Raw genomic sequence first — 18025 nt, 5'->3', positions numbered from 1 at the left:
GCCCACCTTGTGTCACTCCGCACACGATGCGGACTCCATGAGGCGAACGAGCGGTCAGCCGCCTGCTCGCGGCGCCTGGCGACCAAGATGAGGCCGCGTTGCCACGGAAAACCGTGGCCATCATCCGCAGGCATCACCGCGCCAACGGCCGTCGGGCAGACGAGCAAGAGGTCCCTGCTGTTTGAACACAAATCAAGCAGCGGTGCCCACATCTCGATGTCACTCGACGCGCTCTGCGCGACATGCGAGACGCTGGCGAGAGGCGAGGCATTGCCGCGCCCACCTCTCGGAGTCGACGCCCCATGGAAGTCGCAGCATCCCCGAATGCGGATCCACACGCCTCACCGTCGCTGGGGCTGTTCCGGCTCACGTGGCCCATCTTCCTGGAGCTGCTGCTCTTCATGATGATGGGCACGGCGGACACGCTGATGCTCAGCGGCGTGTCGGATGACGCCGTCGCCTCGGTGGGCGTCGTCAATCAGTACGTCTTCATCTGCATCCTCATCATGGAGGTCGTGGGTCACGGCGCGGCCATCGTCGTGGCCCAGTACCTGGGCGCGCGCAGGCAGACAGAGGCCGCGCGCATCTCCGCCATCGCCGTCACCCTGAACCTCGCGCTCGGCATCACCGTCAGCGCGGGGCTGCTGCTCAGCGGGGATGCCATCCTGGGCGGGATGAACCTGCAGGGCCACATGCTGGCGTACGCCAAGACGTACCTGCACATCGTCGGCGGCTTCCTGTTCCTCCAGGCCCTCATCAACGTCTTCGCCGGGCTGCTGCGCACCTACGGCTTCACGCGCGCGTCCATGTTCGTCTCGTTGGGCATGAACGTGCTGCACGTGGGTGGCAACTACGTGCTCATCGCCGGCCACTTCGGCTTCCCCGCGATGGGCGTGGCGGGCGCGGCCATCTCCACCGTGGTGAGCCGGGCCATCGCGCTGGGCGTCTTCGTCTACGTCCTGTACCGGGTGATGCCGGTGAAGATGGCGCCGCGCGACTACGTGACGTTCTCCAAGGACTACGTCCGCAAGATTCTCAAGGTCGGCCTGCCCTCCGCCTTCGAACAGGCCACCTACCAGGGCTGCCAGACGGTGTTCCTGTACTACGTGACGTTCCTGGGCGCGGTGGCGCTGGCGTCCCGGCAGTACGCACACGCCATCTCCCAGTATGTCTTCCTGTGCAGCCTGGCCATCGGCATGGGGACGTCCATCATCGTGGGCAGGCTGGTGGGCGCCAACCGCGCCGACGACGCGTTCCAGCAGGCCCTGCGCAGCCTGAAGTGGGGCCTGGCCATCACCCTGGTGGTGGACGTGGCCGTCGTCCTCCTCCGCGTCCCCATCGTCTCGCTCTTCACCGAAAACGCCGACATCGTCCGGATGACAGCGCAGGTCATCGTCATCGGGCTGGCCCTGGAGACGGGGCGCTGCTTCAACCTGGTGCTCATCAACGCCCTGCGCGCCGCGGGTGACGCGACGTTCACCGTCTACATGGGCATCGCGTCCATGGTCTGCATGAGCCTGCCGCTGGGCTACTACCTCGTCTTCCACATGGGCCTGGGACTGGCCGGCGTGTGGATGGCGGTGGCCGCGGACGAATGGGTGCGCGGCATCACCATGTGGCTGCGCTGGAAGAGCCGCGCCTGGGAGAAGCAGGCCCTGGTCTCCCCCGTCGCGGAGGCGGAAGCCGCGCCCGTCGCCGCGCCCGCCTGAGCCGCGTGCTCAGCCGGTGACGACCATGCCGTCGCGCACCGTCACCGGCCACGGCGTGAGCCGGCCACCCGAACACGGCCCGCCCACGCACAGCCCGTCCTCCACCTGGAACAGGGCCCCGTGCCAGGCACAGACGATGAGCCCCTTGTCGGGCGTCAGGTAGCGGTCCAGCTCGCGCGCGAGCGGCAGGCCCGCGTGGGGACACCGGTCCACGTAGCCGTGGACCGCGTCACCCTTGCGCACCAGGAAGCCGTGGAAGAAGGCGTCCCCAATCTGGAGGACGAGGTTGCGCGCCCCGGGGTCCTCCAGGGCGCTCACCGGGAGCAGCTTCACGTTGGCCGGCGTCGACCAGACGCGCTTGCGCCCCGCCGTCTCCCCTCCCGTGCTCACGCGGCCCTCAAGGCAACTTCGCCTTCTGGAAGCCCGCCCAGCACGCGTCGTAGTCCTGCTGAAGCGCCGGCGACTCCATGGCGAAGCGCGTGGGACGGATGACCCAGCGCGACTCGAACATGAAGGCCAGCGTGTCCTTGATTTTGTGAGGCTGCAGGTCCGCCTGGACGGCCTGCTCGTAGCTGGTCCGGTCCGGGCCATGGCCGCTCATGCAGTTGTGCAAAGAGCCGCCGCCCGGCGCGAAGCCGCCCGCCTTCGCGTCGTAGACGCCGTGCACCAGCCCCATGAACTCGCTCATCACGTTGCGGTGGAACCAGGGCGGCCGGAAGGTGTGCTCGGCCACCATCCACCGAGGCGGGAAGATGACGAAGTCGCAGTTGGCCGTGCCCGGCACCTCGCTGGGCGACGTGAGGACCGTGAAGATGGACGGATCCGGATGGTCGAAGCTCACCGTGTTGATGGTGTTGAAGCGGGCCAGGTCGTACTTGTACGGCGCCAGGTTCCCGTGCCACGCCACCACGTCCAGCGGAGAGTACGCATACCGGGCCGACCACAGCCGCCCCTGGAACTTCTGCACCACCTCCGTGGGCCGGTCCACGTCCTCGAAGGCCGCCACCGGCGTCAGGAAGTCGCGCGGGTTGGCCAGTCCATTGGCCCCAATGGGCCCCAGGTCCGGCAGGCGGAAGAACGCACCGTGGTTCTCACAGACGTAGCCGGCGGCCTGGCCCTCCGGCAGCTCCGCGCGGAAGCGAACCCCGCGCGGCACCAACGCGATTTCGCCCGGCGCCACGTCCAGCACGCCCAGCTCCGTCACCAGCCGCAGCCGCCCCGCCTGCGGGACGATGAGCAGCTCGCCGTCCGCGTCGAAGAACACCCGGTCCACCATGGAGCGGTTGGCCGCGTACAGGTGGATGCTGATGCCCGCGCCCGACGCCGCGTCCCCGTTGCCCGCGTAGGTGACGAGCCCGTCCACGAAATCAGTGGGCTGGGCCGGCGGGGGCTGGGGACTCCAACGCAGGCGGTTGGGCGAGGCGGGCACCTCGTCGAAGGGCCCGCTGCGCAAGAGCCCCTGCGCCAGCGGCTGGAACGCAGGGTGGTTGGCGCTGGGCCGGAGGCGGTACAGCCAGGAGCGCCGGTTCTCCCGGCGCGGGGCCGTGAAGGCCGAGCCCGACAGCTGCTCGGCATAGAGGCCGAAGGGCGCCCGCTGGGGTGAGTTCTGTCCCTCGGGCAGTGCGCCGGGCACCGCCTCGGTGGCGAACTCGTTGCCGAAGCCAGACAGATAGGCGCCGGGAGCCGTCTTGAGGACGCTCCCCGGCGACACCACGGAGGAAGGCTGGGTAGTCACCGGATTCTCCTCGCAAGCGCGGCGCGCGGACTAGTCGACCTTGATGACGCCGCGGCGAATCTGGTCCAGCTCAATGGACTCGAAGAGCGCCTGGAAGTTGCCGTTCCCGAAGCCCTCGTTGCCCTTGCGCTGGATGATTTCGAAGAAGATGGGCCCGAAGAGGTTCTCGGTGAAGATCTGGAGCAGCAGGCCCTCGTCCTCGCTGCCGTCGATGAGGATGCGGTTCTTGCGCATCCGCGTCAGGTCCTCGCCGTGGTTGGGGACGCGCTTGTCGACCAGGTCGTAGTAGGTTTCCAGCGTGTCCTGCAGCGCCACGCCGCGCGCGCGCAGCCGCTCCACGGTGTCGTAGATGTCCGGCGTGGTGAGCGCCAGGTGCTGGATGCCCTCGCCCTTGTACTGGCGGATGAACTCTTCAATCTGCGACTTGTCGTCCTGGCTCTCGTTGAGCGGAATCCGGATGGCCTTGTCCGGAGCGATCATCGCCTGGCTGAACAGGCCCGTGGCCTGGCCCTTGATGTCGAAGTACTTCTGCTCGGTGAAGCCGAAGATGCGGTTGTAGAAGGACGACCAGGTGCGCATCTGCCCGCGGCGCACGTTGTGGGTCAGGTGGTCCAGCGTCTCCAGGCCCACGCTGTTCTTCGCCTCGGCCTCCTCGGCGCCCGGAATCTCCTGCCAGGTGTCATAGAGCGACCCCATCGCCCCGTGGCGGTCCACCAGATACAGCAGGCTGCCACCGATGCCCTCCAGGACATAGGAGCCCTCACCCAGCGAGCCCCGCTCCGGGTCCGCCGCCTTGGCGCCACGCTCCAGGGCCATCTCGTAGGCGCTGCGCGCGTTCGCCACGCGGAAGGCCATGCCGCTGGCGGACGGACCGTGCTCCGCGCGGAACTCAGCGGCCTGTCCTGCGGACTCGCGGTTGATGAGCAGGTTGATGCCGCCCTGCTTGTAGCGGACCAGTTCCTTGGACGGGTGCTTGGAGTACGCGGTGAACCCCAGCCGCTCGAAGAGGCGCTCCATCACCTCTGGCTGGGGGCTGGTGAACTCCACGAACTCGAAGCCATTCAGCCCAAGAGGGTTCTCTGCCGTATCCGCCATGACGCCGCCTCCGTGCGTTGCTGTGGCGCGGACCTTCACGGCCCGCGCGAGTCGCCGAAGCGCCCCGTTGTCGAGAACGCCTCCACCCGCGAACGTAGGAATGGCTCCCCTGCATAAAAAGTACAAAGTCCAGCCAGAGACTGTCAGGGCATTGCACAGCGCCTTGCGTCGTGAATCCACCATCAACTTGCCCTGGGGACGGATGGCGCCCGGGCGGCGGAGGGCTGTTCACGGCACGACGCTGGGCGTGGTTCAAGCGCTTGCCTCCCCGCTTCGTCGCGATTCGGCCGGACGCATACGGCCAGGACGCGGCAGGCTGCATAGCTAGATAACGCACCCGCCCTGCATCTCACCGACCGCGTGAAACAACTCACTTCCCAGACTGAACTCCCTGTCCCTGGTGGCGAACTGGGCGAACTGCTGCGCTCGCACGATTGGAGCCGCACCCAACTGGGCCCCTACGAATCGTGGTCCCGCCCGCTGAAGGCCTTCGTCGCCATGATTCTGGAGATGCCGGCACCGGCCATCATCTTCTGGGGGCACGAGCTCATCCAGGTCTACAACGACGGCTACGCGGTCATCATGGGCCCGCGCCATCCCCGTTACCTGGGCGCCACCTACCGCGAGTGCTGGCCCGACACCTATCCCGTCATCTCGCCCTGGATGCGCAAGCTCCTGGCGACGGGCGAAGTGACGCAGGTGGCGAAGACCTTCTTCATGCTCACCCGTTACGGGTTCAATGAAGAGGCCTACTTCACCTTCGACTTCAGTCCGCTGCGGGACGACGCGGGCACCATCGCGGGCATCCTCCAGGTCGTCTTCGAGGTCACCGACGTCGTGCTCAGCGAACGCCGGCTGGCCACGATTCGCGCGCTGGCGCCCCGGGTGAACGGGCCTTCCGAGCGCGCCACCACGGATGCCATCCGGGCCCTGGCGGACAACCCCCAGGACATCCCCTTCGCGCTCATCTACCACTGGGACGAGGGCGAACAGCGGCTGGAGCTGACGGAGTCCACGGGGCTCGACGGGCTGGCGCAGCACGCCGTCATGGACCTGGGACGCATCACGGAGGCCACGAAGCAGGCCGTGGCGGCGAACGTCCCGGTCCTCCTGGAGTCGGTGCCGTCCATCCTGGGAGCCCGCCAGTTCGGCCCCTGGCCCGAGCCGACGGAGAAGGCGCTGGTGCTGCCCCTGCGCCGCACCAGCACGGACAGCCTCCGGGGTGTGGTCGTCCTGGGCATCAGCCCCCGGCTGCGCTTCGACGACACCTATCGCCAGTTCTTCGAGGACCTGGCGCGCGAGCTGGCCACCCACCTGGCCGTGGAGCAGGAGAAGCGCGCCGAGCGCGAGGCTTACGCACACGCCCAGCAGGCCCGGGCCCATGCGGAGGCAGAGGTGGCCCGGCGGGCCCAGGCGGAGGCGGCGCTCCGGGCCAGCGAGGAACGCCTGCGGATGGCCCTGGCCGCCGGTCAGCTGGGCGTCGTGGAATTGCAGTATGAGCGCGGCGTGCTGTCGTGGGACGAGCGGGCCCTGCAGCACCTGGGCCTTCCCCCCGGCAAGTCTCCGACGCTGGCGGAAGCCGCGGCCCGGCTCCATCCCGACGACCTGGACCGCGCCCGGCGCACCATCGAACAGGCGCTGCGCCCGGGTGCGGGGGCGATTCGCCTGGAGTGCCGCGTGCAGGGCTGGGATGGCGTGCAGCGCTTCCTGCTGGCCATGGTGAAGACGCACTTCGACGCCCGGGGGAAGCCTGAGCGCGTCGTCGGTGCGCTGCAGGACGTGACGGAGCGACGGAGCGCTGAACGGGAACGCGAGCGGCTGGCCACCATCGTCGAGCAATCCCCCGACTTCATCGGCGTGGGAGACCCATCCGGCCGGGCGGTGTGGGTGAACGATGCGGGGCGGCGCCTGCTGGGCCTGGGGCGCGATGAAGACATCACCCGGTACCACCTGCGGGACTTCTTCCTGGCCGAAGACCAGACCTACGTCGACGAACACATCGCGCCCGCCATCCTCCAGGGCGGCCGGTGGGAGGGAGAGTTCCGCTTCCGGCACTTCCCGACGGGCGAGCCCATCGCGGCGCAGTACCACACCTTCGCCCTGGTGGAGCACGACACCCAGCGGCAGATGGGCATCGCCACCGTCAGCCGCGACATCCGCGCACAGAAGCGACTGGAAGCGGAGCGGGAGCGGTTGCTCGCCCGGGAGCGCGTGGCGCGCGAGGAGGCGGAGGAGGCCAACCGGCTCAAGGACGAGTTCCTCGCCACCGTCTCCCACGAGCTGCGCACGCCGCTCACGGCGGTGCTCGGCTGGGTGCAGATGCTGCGGACCGGCACGCTGCCGCCGGAGAAGCGGGAGCGGGCGCTGGCCACCGTGGAGCGCAATGCCCGCGCCCAGGGGCAGCTCGTCGAGGACCTGCTCGACGTGAGCCGCATCATGACGGGCAAGCTGAAGCTGGAGGTGTCGTCCGTCGACGTGAGCCACGTCGTGGAGGCCGCGCTCGAGTCACTGCGGCCCGCCGCCGAGGCGAAGGGCATCCGCATCCAGGCCGCGCTCGACTCGGGCGGCACCATCATGGGCGACACGAGCCGCCTGCAGCAGGTGGTGTGGAACCTGCTGTCCAACGCCGTGAAATTCACCCCCAAGGGAGGCCGCGTCCAGGTGCTGGTGGAGCGGCGCAACTCCTCGGTGGAAATCACGGTGGCCGACACGGGCCAGGGCATCTCCCCGCAGTTCCTGCCGCACGTGTTCGAGCGCTTCCGACAGGCCGACGGCAGCACCACGCGCAAGGCCGGGGGGCTCGGGCTGGGACTGGCCATCGTCCGGCACCTGGTGGAGCTGCACGGCGGCACCGTGATGGCCACCAGCGAGGGCGAGGGCCGGGGGGCCACCTTCATCGTCAGCCTGCCGCAGGCCGTGGCGCTGAGGCGGGAGATGCTGGTGCCTCCCACCCTCCGCGGCCCGTTGCAGGAGCAGGACATCCCCTGCCCGCCCCAGCTCGCGAGCCTTCGGGTGCTCGTGGTGGACGACGAGGAGGACACGCGCGAGCTGCTTCGCAGCATCATCGAGACGTGTGGCGGCATCGTCACCACGGCCAGTTCTTCGGAGGACGCGCTGGCCGAGCTCCGCAAGGCATCGTTCGATGTGCTCGTCTCCGACGTCGGCATGCCCGAGGAGGACGGGTACCGCTTCATTGCCCGCGTCCGGGCCCTGCCCGAGGAACAGGGCGGCGGCATCCCCGCGGTGGCCCTCACGGCCTACACCCGCATGGAGGACCGGACGCGCGCGCTGCTCGCGGGCTTCACCACCCACGTGCCCAAGCCCATTGAACCGGTGGAGCTGATGGCCGTCATCGCCTCCATGTCCAACCGGGGCCCACCACGACGGGCCTGACATGGCCTACCCCACGGGTGTGATTTCCATGGGGCGGCCGGCCCGTCTGGCCGCCCCGGGAATGTCAGACCCTTCCGGTAGTCTGCCTTCATTCCCGAAGCCGGAAAGGAAGGCCGAACCATGACCGTCACCCGTGAGAGTCCGCGCGTTTCCGTCAACAAGCTGGGCCAGTACCTCACCGCGACGCCGTCACTGCGAAAGCGCATCATCCAGGGCCAGAAGCACCCGGTGGACCCGCAGTACCTGCGCTACCCCGCCGCCGCCCAGGCCATCATCGAGTTCCTGTGTGAAGGCCGGGACGAGGTCATCCTCCGCTACCACCAGCGGCGGCTCCTCAACGCCCAGCCGGAATCCGACTACGACGCGCACCGGCTGGCCCTGTGCGCGGAGGCGCTCCAGCGTTGCCTGGTGTCCGCGGGGGGTCTGGCCACCCGCGCGATTGCCAGCCCCGTGGACGCGGACCTGCCGCCGCTGGCGCTGGCGGGCGTGGACATCAGCGTGCGCCCGGACGTGCTGCTGCGCAGTGTGGATGCCCAGGGGCTGATGCGCTCCGGACTGCTGAAGCTCTACTTCTCCAAGCACACGCCGCTGGACGAGCGCTCCGGGCAATACATCGCCACGGTGCTCCAGCGTTACGCCGAGGAGCGGCTGGAGCAGCGCGGCCCGGTGGACCCGCGGCTGGTGGGCGTGTTCGACGTCTTCGCGGGCCGGCTCTTCCAGGCGCCCAAGGCCCAGCAGCGCCGGATGAACGACGTCCGGCTGGCGTGCGAGGAAATCGCCGCCCGGTGGGACGTCCACTGACGCGCCGGTGAGCGGGCGTCCCGTCGCGGGCCTGTCCGTTTCCGGGACGGGCCTTCCCGCATCCGCGCACTCCCAGGGCGTGCTCCGGGGAGGCCACCCTCCACATGCCCAGTGGTTGCGCCCGCGAGGCGGTTGGCATGTCCTTCGCTCATGGCCGCAGCCATGGATTCGCTCCTCCAAGACCTCCGCTACGCGATACGCACCCTGACACGAACCCCCGGCTTCACGCTGGCCGCGGGCCTCACGCTGGCGCTGGTCATCGGGGCGAACGCCGTCCTGTTCAGCGCCATCCACGCGATGCTGCTGCGGCCCCTGCCCTTTCCCCTCCCCGAATCCCTGGTCCGTATCTGGTGCGTGCAGGAGTCGGTGAGCCACGCCTCGGTGGCGGCACCGGAGCTGCTCGGCTGGCGTGAGCATTCGAAGGGCTTCAGCCAGCTCGCGGGCTTCGGACGCACCAGCCTCAACCGGACGGGAACGGACGAGCCCGAGCGGGTGCGGGCGGCGCGCATCACCCCCAACTTCTTCTCCGTGCTGGGGGTGCAACCCGCGCAGGGGCGCGACCTCCGTGAAGAGGACGCGCCGCCCGGAGGTGACACCTCCGTGGTGTTGGTGAGCCATGGCTACTGGCAGCGGGCGCTCGGCGGCGTCCCGGACGTGGTGGGCCAGACGCTGGTGCTCAACGGCCGGAGCCACGCGGTGGTGGGCGTGCTGCCGGAGGACTTCTCGTTCCCCGAGTTCGCCGAGGACACGGATGTGTGGGTCCCCGAGTGGCAGGACCCGCAGCGGCATGGCAACCACTACCAGTCGGTGCTGGGGCGGCTGGCACCGGGCGTCTCACTGGAGGCGGCCCGAGCGGACCTGGAGCGCGCGGCGCAGGGCATTGGCCACCCCGAGCCAGGGCAGAAGCGCCACACCGTGCGGGTGACGGGCTGGCAGGACCACCTCACGACGAACACGCGGGATGTGCTGTGGATGCTGTGGGTGGCGGTGGGCTTCGTGCTGCTCATCGCGTGCGCCAACGTGGCCAACCTCATGCTGGTACGCACGTTGTCCCGGCAGCGGGACGGCGCCATCCGGGCGGCGCTGGGCGCCAGCCAGGGACGGCGGCTCCAGCAGTCCCTGGTGGAGAGCGTGCTGCTGTCCCTCTTCGGCGGCGTGCTGGGGCTCTTGCTGATGCTGTGGGGCATGGAGCTGGTGCGCACCCTGCTGCCCGCCAGCATGCTGCGCGTGGCGCCGCTGGAGCTCAACGGCACCGTCCTGGGCTTCAGCGTGCTGCTATCGGTGGGCACCGGCCTGCTCTTCGGCCTGGCGCCCGCGATGCATGCGTCGGGGATGAACGTGCTGCCGCTGCTGCGGCAATCCGGCAGCGCCGTGGGCGCGCGCTCCGGGCATCCGCTGCGCAGCGCGCTCGTCATGGTGCAGCTCGCGCTCGCGCTGGTGCTGATGGTGGGCACGGGTCTCATCGTGCGCTCGCTGCAGAACATCCAGGCGGTGGACCCTGGCTTCGACGCGGAGGGGGTCGTCGCCGCGCAGCTGACGCTCGCCCCCGACGCGTACCAGGAGGACGCGCGCAAGCGGGCCTTCTTCGAAGGCGTCGCGGAGCGGCTGATGGCACGACCCGGGGTGGAGGCGGTGGGCTTCATCAACGACGCGCCGCTGGGGGGCTCGGGCTCCGGCGGGGACTTCTTCCTGGAAGGTGGCTCGGCCTCGCCTAGCGAGCGGTACTACACCGAGTACCGGGTGGCCTCGCCCGGCTACTTCTCCGCGATGCGCATTGGCGTGCGACAGGGCCGCGACTTCGGGCCCCAGGACACGGAGAAGAGCGCGCCCATCATCATCGTCAACGAGGCCTTCGTCCGGAAGTTCCTCGGTGGCGGGGAGGCCCTTGGCCGGCGGGTGCAGCTGAGCTGGTCTGAAGAGCAGCCCTTCCGGGAAATCGTCGGCGTGGTGGAGGACGTCCGTCACCAGACGCTCACGGAGCCCGCGGAACCCGAGAGCTACGTGCCCTTCGCGCAATTTCCCCTGCGGGCCATGACGATGCTGGTGCGCACCCAAGGCCCGTCTGCATCGGCGCTGGCCGCGCTGCGCGAGGAAGTCAAGGCGGTGGACGCCGAACAGCCCATCTACGACTTGCTGCCCTTCACCGAGCGCGTGGAGAAAATCCTGCTCCGCCCCAGGGCCACGACACGGCTGCTGGCGGCCTTCGCCGTGCTCGCCGTCCTCCTAGCCGGTGTCGGCGTCTACGGCGTGCTGGCGTATTCGGTGAGCCAACGGACGCGGGAGCTGGGCATCCGGATGGCGCTGGGGGCCCATCCCCAGCAGGTGCTGGGGCTGGTGCTCGGCCAGGGCCTGCGGCTGACCGCGGCGGGCGTGGGCGTGGGGCTCATCGCGGCCTTCGGCTGCACCCGCCTCATGGCGGCGACCCTCTATGGCGTGGAGCCCTTCGCTCCGGACATCTTCCTGGGCGTGGCCGTGGCGCTGTCGGTCATCTCCCTGGTCGCCTGCTGGCTGCCCGCGCTGCGGGCAAGCCGTGTCCCGCCGTCGGTGTCCCTGCGCGCGGAGTAGGCCTCGCGCCGGGGGCGGCCGGGAAGCGGGCATCCGGGCGACCCATCGGGGCCTCTCCGGGGCGATTTCCCTCCCGACAGGTGGGCGGACGGGGCTGGACAGCTCCTGATATGGAATAAGTCGTTCCAGCTTCCGTCGGAGTAGACGTGAACAAGCTCGCCAGCATTGCCGCCCTCTTCCTTGCCGCCACGGCGCTCGTGGTGGCCCTCTGGAGTCCACGAGAGACGGTGCAGGCTCCGCCCCCGTCCCCTCCGCCCGAGCAGCCCACCAGCGTCGCCGCGGACGTCATCAACCTGGAGCGCCGGGTAAAAGCCCTGGAGGACACGTCCATCAGCCTGTCCCGGCGGCTGATGGAGGTGGAGCGGCGCCCCACGTTGACGGCGGATGGGAAGGTGGTGGCCTCTCCGCCGCCCGCGGCGCTCGCGGCGGAGGTGGAGCAACTGCGCGCCGAGGTGCGCGGCATGGTCGCCGGCGAAGCGCTGAACTCCGAGGGCGGCCGCGACTACCTCAAGGACGCGGTGCGCAACGTCCAGGACGAGATGCGCAACGAGCAGCGCGCCGAGCGGCAGCAGCAGTGGCAGCAGGCGCAGGTTCAGCAGCAGGCGCAGCAGAAGGAGCGCGTGCGCAAGTTCGTCACCGACGCTCGGCTGAACTACACCCAGGAGCAGACGCTGACGCGCCGGCTGGAGGCCGAGTCCACCAAGCGCCAGGCGCTCATGGAGGAGGTCCGCGCCGGCACGAAGACCGTGCGCGACATGCGCCAGGCGCTGCGCACCGAGAGCCAGCAGACCGACCAGGAGATGAACGCCATCCTCGACGAGGGCCAGCGCTCCCAGTACCAGTCGCTGCGCCGCGAGGACCGGACCGTGGGTGGCCCTCCGGGCGGTCAGCGCGGTGGCCAGGGCCGCGGCCGCTGAAGTGCCGTGACGGAGGCCCCCGTCATTCGAACGGGGGCCTCGCGTTGTGGGAGATGACGAGTACCTCCTCTGGCCGCCGCTCCGAGCGTGCCCAGGCCAGCAGCGCGGCGAGCGCGTCCACCGCCTTCGCGTCCGCCGTCTCCAGGGGCACATCCTCGCGGTACGGGTAGAAGAGGTCCTTGGAGCCCAGGCTCTGCTCCGCCCAGCGCCGCCAGCCGGGCATCGTCCTGCCGGACGCGGGTTGCAAGCCCACCACCTCATAGCCCGCGGCGGAGAAGGGCCGGTACAGCCCCGCGACGGTGGCCCCCGTGCCGAAGCCACACACCACGCAGCGCACGGCGGGATACACGTCCCGGACGATGTCGAGCAGCCGCGTGGTCCACGACTCCACGCTCTCCACCAGCGCCCCATTGGCGAGTTGCCGGGGCCAGAACCAGCCCTGGCGCTCGTAGTCCAGCGCCAGCTCCCAGGCCTGCGTGAAGCCGTGCACGGTGCGCACCTCCCCACCGAAGCCGTTGGCGCGCAGGTACGCGGTGCCCATCGTGTCCGTGAGGGCCACCACCGGCAGCCCGCGCTCGCGGCCCAGCGCATCCAGCGCCAGCGCCGACGACGCGCCGGATAGCTCCACCAGGCCCTTCGTCTCCGCGGGCGCGGACTGGAGGTGATGGGAGAACGTCAGGTACTTCAGACTGCCCGCCGGAAGCGCTCCACCCCAGAGCACCACCGGCCCCCCCGGCCAGGGCCGTGACAAGGGAAACACGACGCGCATGCGTGAACCTCCATCCCCAACCTCCCCGGTGGGGACGTCCCACGCCAGCCGCGCGGCACGGGGGCTGTCCGGACGTGGACCCGAAGTCCGCCCGCTCACCGGCCCAGGACACTCGCCCCGGCCAGGAGGCTGAAGTGAAAAGCCTCTGGGGGAAGGCGGCTGTGCGATAGTCAGCGGCGGCTCCACATGCTGCGCCGGCTCCTTCCTACGCTCGTCGCCCTGGGTTGTGGCCTCCTGGCCCTTGGCTGGGGGCTGGTCAGCCTCCAGCGCATCTTCAGCCAGGAGCGTGATGACGCCCACGCGCAGCTGCGCTCGCGCCGGGACGCGCTGGCCCACGCGGCCGAAGAGGCCCTGCGGCAGAACCTGGCGAAGAAGCTCGATGAGAGCATCCCCACCCTCCACGCCGCCGTGGGAGACCCACTCGAGCCTGGCGAGGGCTACTACATCAACTTCCGCGGCTACCAGTTCCTGCCGCGCCTCACCATCCCCATGCCGGGCACCGGAACGCCCGCGCGGGACGTGCATGCCCGGCTGGGCGCGAGGCTGAAGGACGGCGCCCCCGCGGGGGAATGGGAACCCCGCCTCACGCGGCTGCGCGCGGTGGAGGCCGCGCTGGCGGCCCAGGACGCGCGGGGCGCGGCCACCCGCGTGGAGGAGCTGCTGCGCTACCACGCGGCGAACCGGCTGACACCCGAGCAGGAGCTGCCCTTCCTGCTGCTGGTGGTGGAGCGGCTCCAGCGCGGCCCCACCACCACGCCGCTGGTGCGGGCCCTGCTGCGAGAGGGCCTCCCGGAGGACCTGGGCGGCTTCGCCCGGGCGTCGGGGCTGCAACGGGACGTGCTGCGCGAGCGTTCACGCTTCACACAGGCGGACTTCGACTTCCTCCATGCGCGCATCGTCCGGGTGAGCGCCGCGCTGGACGAGCCCACGGGCGACTTCCTGGCCCGAGTGGGCGAGGCGGGCGCGGGCATGCTGGTGATTCCCGAGGAGATCTACGAGCCCACCCTCCTGGGCGAGTCCTGGTACGTGGCGCTGCGCGGCGAGGCGGTGTACGGCATCGCGGTGGACATGGAGGCGATGCTCCAGCCCATCACCCAGGACATGCAGGCGCGCGGCCTCTTCGACGCGACGGGGCGCCTGCGACTGCGCGCGGGCGGCGCCGTCCTCCCTCTGAGCACGCTGAAACTGGCGGTGGACATGCCACAGTGGGCGCGGCAGGAGGCGGACATCGACGCGCGCTACGGGCTGAAGACGCTGCTGGTGGCCGTGTGCGGCGGGCTCGCGGTGGCCATCGTCGCGCTCGCGGTGGTGGCCCAGCAGCGCAAGTACCGCTTCCTGGAGCTCAAGAGCGACTTCGTGGCCACCGTCTCCCACGAGCTGCGCACGCCCCTGGCCTCCATCCGCCTGCTGGGTGAGACGCTGGAGCGGAAGCTGGCGCAGGCGCCGGAGGTGCGCGACTACCCGGCGCGCATCGTCCAGGCCGCGGACGGGCTGCACTTCCTGGTGGAGAACATCCTGTCGTTCAACCGCATCGACAAGGGCCGCTGGACGCTGCGGACCTCGCGCGTGCGGTTGGAGGAGCTCATCCACCCGTTGCGCGACGACCTGGCCGTCGCGACCAACGTCCCCGTCCACATCACCTCGGAACTGGAAGGCGTGGAGCTGGAAGCGGACCCGGGCCTGCTGCGGATGTTGTTCTCCAACCTGGGCCGCAACGCGTGCGCCTACAACCGGAGAAGCCCCGTCGAAATCTCCATCCGCGCGCAGATGATTCCCGGCTACGGCTGCACGGTGCTCTTCCAGGACAACGGCATCGGCATCCCCGAGTCCGAATGGGAGAACGCCTTCCTGGACTTCTACCGGCTGACGGTGCCCGGGACGGAGGTCCATGGCAGCGGGCTGGGCCTTGCCCTGTGCCGCAAAATCATGAAGCTGCACCGGGGCGACATCCAGGTGGCCTCCTCGGGACCCGACGGCACCACCTTCGCGCTGATATTCAACGAGCCGGCTCGATGAACACCGCCACATCCACCCCGCCCCTCCGTCCCGCCATCCTCATCGTCGAGGACGACGCCCACCTGCGCGTCGGCCTCCGGGACAACCTGCTGGACGAGGGCTACCTCGTCGCCGAGGCCCCCAGCACCCGCGACGCGGAGCGGCTGCTGCAAGAGCGTGCGTTCGACCTGCTCATCCTGGACGTCATGCTGCCCGGCGAGGACGGCTACAGCTTCTGCCGCCGGCTGCGGACACAGGGCAACAAGAGCATGGTGCTGATGCTCACCGCGCGCTCCCTGGAGGACGACATCCTCAGGGGCTTCGAGGTGGGCGCGCAGGACTACCTCACCAAGCCCTACCGGCTGCGGGAGTTGCTGGCCCGGGTACGCGCCCTGGTGCGCCGCTCCGGCACGGCGCCGCCGGAGCAGATGGGATTCAGCGGCTTCACCCTGGACCTGGGCCGGCGGCAGGTGTCGCGCGCGGACGGTTCAGTGGTGGAGCTGACGCGCACGGAGTTCGACCTGCTGGCCTTCCTGCTGCGGCACCAGGACCGGGCCCTGCCCCGAGGCGAAATCCTGGACGCCGTCTGGGGCCGCGACGTGGTGGTGGACCCACGCACGGTGGACAACTTCGTCTCCAGCCTGAAGAAGAAGCTGGGGTGGACGAGCACCTCCGGCTTCTCCATCCACACCATCCGGGGCGTGGGCTACCGCATGGAGGTCGCTTCGTCATGACACAACCATGACGAAGCGATGGCCGCCCCACCGCCATTCGAGAACGCCGACTCCGTAGGTTGACTCTTGCGTGGACAGGGCGCTCCGCAGCCACCCGTCCCCGTCGGTGCCGTCCGTCTTGCACGGCCATCACCGGGAGCGCCTGACGCTGAGGGAGGCCATCCGGAATGTTCAATTCGGTCATCGAGCGGCAGCGGGCTGGACGTCTTGGCACGGGCGTGTGGATGTCCATCGCCCTGCATGCGGCCCTGTTCGGGGCGGTGCTCTTCATCTCCGCGAGGCCGCCGAGTCCGAGCGAGCCGCCGGAGCCGAAGGAGCTGGTGCTCCGCGTGGCGCAGCCCCCGCGCGTGGCGAAGGGCTCCCCCGCCCCCGCGCAGCCGAAGGCAGCCACCGCGCCACGCCCTCGCCCGCGCAACCGGGACCGAGTGCCCGCGCGCGTGCCGCCGCCGGTGGTGGATGCGCCGCCCAAGCCGGTGGAAGCGGTGGCGAGCATCGACACCAGCACCTCGACGGACGAGCTGGCGGACCCGGGGGATGGCGTGCCGGGTGGGCATCCGGAGGGCTACGAGGACAGCAACGTGGTTGGCGTGCAGTACGTGCCCGGCCTGGGCCCTGGGCAGGAGGGAACGGGCACCGACATCATGCCGTTCGGCTCGGGCATGACGCCGCCCAGGCTGATGGGAAGCCCTGGCATCGAATACACGCACCAGGCGCTCGCCGCCCGAGTGGAGGGCACCATGATTGCCAAGTGTGTCATCACGGTGCGCGGCGACGTGACGGACTGCCGCATCATCAAGGGCCTGCCGCACATGAACGAGTCCGTGCTCGATGCGCTCCACGCCCGCCGCTACACCCCAGTGCAGTACCAGGGCCGGACGGTGAGCGTGTCCTACGTGTTCACGCTGCGGCTCAAGCTGCCCCGCTAGGGCGACTCAGCCCCCGTGGCCTCCCGCCGGCACCAGGACGTGCGTCAGGACGTACTTCTTGAGGCGCCGGCGGAGCTCATCATCCAGGGTGAGCGCGATTTGAGGGTGGACGCGCGCGCCCACCTCGAACAACACCGCTTCCAGCAGCAGCCCCTCCTGGGCGATGGCGAAGAGCCGGTCCAGCGTGGGGTCCGAGGCATCCGTCTTGCCCTCCGCCTTCTGGCTCTCATGGACCGCCAGCGCCGATGCCAGGCACTCCATCTCCTCCACGGAGGTGAACTGCTCCTCGGTGGAGCCCGTCATCTTCGCCCGGTGTGACGGCTCGCCCAGCCACAGGGCCTTGCAGTTGGCGAACGCCAGCCAGGCCGGGTCGTGGTTGGGGTCGAACTGGATGGAGACGCCCTCCGCGGCGCGCTCGGCGTACCCGCGCGGAACAATGGTGTCACCGCGGATGACCAACCCCAGGTGCGCGTTGGTGCGGAAGAACTGGCGGATGACGGGGTAGCGCGGGCTCAGCGCCAGGCACTGCGCCCAGGCATCCAGCGCCTCCTCGAAGCGCCCCAGCTTCGCCAGGGCATTGCCCTGGAAGAACCAGGCACGGTGGTCATAGGGGTTGAGGGTGGTGGCGCGGACGTAGTGCTCCAGCGCGGTGGCCGCGTCTCCGGCGAAGTAGTCCGCGTCGCCCCGGAAGACCCACGCCACGTAGCACTCGGGACACAGGTCCGTGGCCTGGGCGTACAGCTTCGCGGCCTCGTCGTAGCGCTTCGCCTGGAAGTGGGGTTCGACCTCATCGAGCAGGGCTTTCAGCCCGGCGGGCGTGGGCCACTCGCGGATGGTACGGCGGCCGTCCTCCACCTCCACCTGGGGGACGTCAATCAGGGCCACGCGCTGAGGCCACAGCTGGTCGCCCCACCCGCCCGGGGGTGAGTCCTTGCCTTCGACCCGATAGGCGACCTTGGAATCCTCCAGCACCTTCACGATTTCGGAGGGCGAGAGGTACCCCGGTGTCTCGTGCTCCGCCTGGGACGTCTCGGCGGCATCGGGAGGCGCTGCTGGGACGGGCTTCGGCGTGGACGCGCACCCGAGGACGAAGGAACAGCCGAGGACAATGAAGAATTGGCGCACGCGCGAGGGCCCCTTCGAAGGATGCGAGGACAACGGCCACCAGTCTATGCCCGGGAGCTCCTCCATCCGGAGCCTCGAAACACATCGACATGTCCCGAGCCCCTTCGGCTGGGAGATGTCCACCGCCAGGCAAGCACTCCGAAAGTGGCTTGAAAGGGCTCGCGGGGCTGGCGCGCCTTCGTTAGGACCCAAGCGCCGCGCCCCGCCCGGACCGCGGCGCCAGGCGGCGAGGGCACGGTCTTCCCGGCCGTCCTCCAAGCC

13 protein-coding genes are annotated in these 18025 nt (G+C 69.9%); 8 read left to right on the top strand and 5 right to left on the bottom strand.

The genetic code is table 11. From position 1 onward, the window contains the following. Positions 1–302: 302 nt before the first annotated feature. Positions 303–1709, top strand: coding sequence for an MATE family efflux transporter (locus tag BHS09_RS13670; protein WP_140798075.1), 1407 nt, complete (start codon positions 303–305; stop codon positions 1707–1709). A 9-nt stretch (positions 1710–1718) separates the two neighbouring features. On the opposite strand, the gene BHS09_RS13665 is transcribed toward BHS09_RS13670, so the two are convergent. From BHS09_RS13665 to hppD, 3 genes are read right to left on the bottom strand one after another with little or no spacing between them, the layout of a single operon-like run. After that, the gene (locus tag BHS09_RS13665; RefSeq protein ID WP_140798074.1) at positions 1719–2099 is read right to left on the bottom strand and encodes a Rieske (2Fe-2S) protein; all 381 of its coding nucleotides are present in this window, start codon (positions 2097–2099) and stop codon (positions 1719–1721) included. A 7-nt stretch (positions 2100–2106) separates the two neighbouring features. After that, positions 2107–3444, bottom strand: coding sequence for a homogentisate 1,2-dioxygenase (gene hmgA / locus BHS09_RS13660; RefSeq protein ID WP_140790308.1), 1338 nt, complete (start codon positions 3442–3444; stop codon positions 2107–2109). Positions 3445–3474: 30 nt separating this feature from the next. Next, positions 3475–4539, bottom strand: a complete 1065-nt coding sequence (gene hppD, locus BHS09_RS13655; protein WP_140798073.1) for a 4-hydroxyphenylpyruvate dioxygenase — start codon at positions 4537–4539, stop codon at positions 3475–3477. Between the two features lie 360 nt (positions 4540–4899). Here hppD and BHS09_RS13650 point away from each other — a divergent pair, with 360 nt between their 5' ends. The 4 genes from BHS09_RS13650 to BHS09_RS13635 all read left to right on the top strand — a co-directional run bounded on the left by BHS09_RS13650 (position 4900) and on the right by BHS09_RS13635 (position 12215). Beyond that, complete coding sequence (locus BHS09_RS13650; protein ID WP_174260537.1) at positions 4900–7932, top strand: ATP-binding protein; 3033 nt, start codon at positions 4900–4902, stop codon at positions 7930–7932. A 120-nt stretch (positions 7933–8052) separates the two neighbouring features. Further along, on the top strand, positions 8053–8733 hold the full coding sequence (locus BHS09_RS13645) for a hypothetical protein (RefSeq protein WP_140790306.1): 681 nt from the start codon (positions 8053–8055) through the stop codon (positions 8731–8733). Positions 8734–8895: 162 nt separating this feature from the next. After that, positions 8896–11298, top strand: a complete 2403-nt coding sequence (locus BHS09_RS13640; protein WP_237078282.1) for an ABC transporter permease — start codon at positions 8896–8898, stop codon at positions 11296–11298. Between the two features lie 146 nt (positions 11299–11444). Then, on the top strand, positions 11445–12215 hold the full coding sequence (locus tag BHS09_RS13635; protein ID WP_140798072.1) for a hypothetical protein: 771 nt from the start codon (positions 11445–11447) through the stop codon (positions 12213–12215). A gap of 22 nt (positions 12216–12237) precedes the next feature. Here BHS09_RS13635 and BHS09_RS13630 read toward each other — a convergent pair whose 3' ends face one another. Continuing rightward, positions 12238–12984, bottom strand: a complete 747-nt coding sequence (locus BHS09_RS13630) for a pyridoxal-phosphate dependent enzyme (RefSeq protein WP_216620194.1) — start codon at positions 12982–12984, stop codon at positions 12238–12240. A 186-nt stretch (positions 12985–13170) separates the two neighbouring features. On the opposite strand from BHS09_RS13630, the gene BHS09_RS13625 reads away from it, so the two are divergent. From BHS09_RS13625 to BHS09_RS13615, 3 genes are all read left to right on the top strand, one after another. Further along, a complete protein-coding gene (locus tag BHS09_RS13625) occupies positions 13171–15000 on the top strand; it encodes a sensor histidine kinase (protein ID WP_140798071.1) in 1830 nt (609 codons plus the stop codon). Beyond that, positions 14997–15713: a response regulator transcription factor gene (locus BHS09_RS13620; RefSeq protein ID WP_090488889.1), complete on the top strand. Its 717-nt coding sequence runs from the start codon at positions 14997–14999 to the stop codon at positions 15711–15713. Before BHS09_RS13625 ends, BHS09_RS13620 begins: the two co-directional genes overlap by 4 nt. 167 nt (positions 15714–15880) lie before the next feature. After that, on the top strand, positions 15881–16639 hold the full coding sequence (locus BHS09_RS13615) for an energy transducer TonB (protein ID WP_140798070.1): 759 nt from the start codon (positions 15881–15883) through the stop codon (positions 16637–16639). 6 nt (positions 16640–16645) lie between these two features. Here the strand turns inward: BHS09_RS13615 and BHS09_RS13610 are convergent, their stop codons facing one another. After that, a complete protein-coding gene (locus tag BHS09_RS13610; RefSeq protein ID WP_237080344.1) occupies positions 16646–17764 on the bottom strand; it encodes a tetratricopeptide repeat protein in 1119 nt (372 codons plus the stop codon). Positions 17765–18025 lie beyond the last annotated feature (261 nt).

The organism is Myxococcus xanthus (assembly GCF_006402735.1).
Classification (GTDB): Bacteria; Myxococcota; Myxococcia; order Myxococcales; family Myxococcaceae; genus Myxococcus; species Myxococcus xanthus_A.
The sequence above is the reverse complement of the archived record's forward strand: the minus strand, read 5'-3'. Positions and strand labels throughout refer to the sequence as shown.

Excerpts from the sequence above, each read along its gene's own strand:
- BHS09_RS13670 (WP_140798075.1), top strand. The coding sequence starts at position 303 with ATGGAAGTCGCAGCATCCCCGAATGCGGATCCACACGCCTCACCGTCG.
- hppD (WP_140798073.1), bottom strand. The coding sequence starts at position 4,539 with ATGGCGGATACGGCAGAGAACCCTCTTGGGCTGAATGGCTTCGAGTTC.
- BHS09_RS13645 (WP_140790306.1), top strand. The coding sequence starts at position 8,053 with ATGACCGTCACCCGTGAGAGTCCGCGCGTTTCCGTCAACAAGCTGGGC.
- BHS09_RS13640 (WP_237078282.1), top strand. The coding sequence starts at position 8,896 with ATGGATTCGCTCCTCCAAGACCTCCGCTACGCGATACGCACCCTGACA.
- BHS09_RS13630 (WP_216620194.1), bottom strand. The coding sequence starts at position 12,984 with ATGCGCGTCGTGTTTCCCTTGTCACGGCCCTGGCCGGGGGGGCCGGTG.
- BHS09_RS13625 (WP_140798071.1), top strand. The coding sequence starts at position 13,171 with ATGCTGCGCCGGCTCCTTCCTACGCTCGTCGCCCTGGGTTGTGGCCTC.
- BHS09_RS13620 (WP_090488889.1), top strand. The coding sequence starts at position 14,997 with ATGAACACCGCCACATCCACCCCGCCCCTCCGTCCCGCCATCCTCATC.
- BHS09_RS13615 (WP_140798070.1), top strand. The coding sequence starts at position 15,881 with ATGTTCAATTCGGTCATCGAGCGGCAGCGGGCTGGACGTCTTGGCACG.